Source organism: Mesorhizobium sp. PL10 (assembly GCF_053714315.1).
On the sequence record NZ_JBSKBR010000195.1, the window covers coordinates 1 to 508 of the forward strand.

The 508-nt window shown below is 61.4% G+C and carries 1 protein-coding gene; it reads right to left on the minus strand.

Going from position 1 to position 508, the window contains the following annotated elements; translation table 11 throughout:
- On the minus strand, positions 1–508 hold a 508-nt coding region (locus ACWGTO_RS33825; RefSeq protein ID WP_454578997.1), incomplete at both ends, for an ISL3 family transposase.

The window sequence follows — 508 nt, forward strand, 5'->3', positions numbered from 1 at the left end:
GTGTGTGGCGAAGTGGCAGCATTCTTGCCCGAAGCAATTCGGCGCCAGCACGTCCGTACATCGCTCGCTTGAGTGTCTTCAGGCGATTGATCTGGCCCTCAGCCTGGCCATTGCTCCATGGCAGCTCAATTGCTGCGTAGACGGCGTCGATGTCGCGGCGGAGAACGCGTGCGAAGCGCATGATGGGAACAAGATCAGAACCGATCGCGTCGTCAATCCAGGCCTCAAGCGGTTCAGGCAGCCTCCCACGCAAGATTCCATTGAAGCGCATCGCCAGGTTGCGCATGGTGGCAAATGCGTGCGACCCCCGCTTTAAGGCATCGACCTTTCGCGCCTGCTGATCACTCAGCTGCCCTCGCGGCTTAATGCAGAGTGCCGCGGCCACGACGGGTGAGATCGCATGACCAGTATCCGGGTCTTTCACCGGGCCGAGGCTGATCGCTGTTGTCGTTGGAATATTGGCTGTCGGATCGTCGGCCCGGCGCCACGCTCCGAGCAGCCGCTCCAG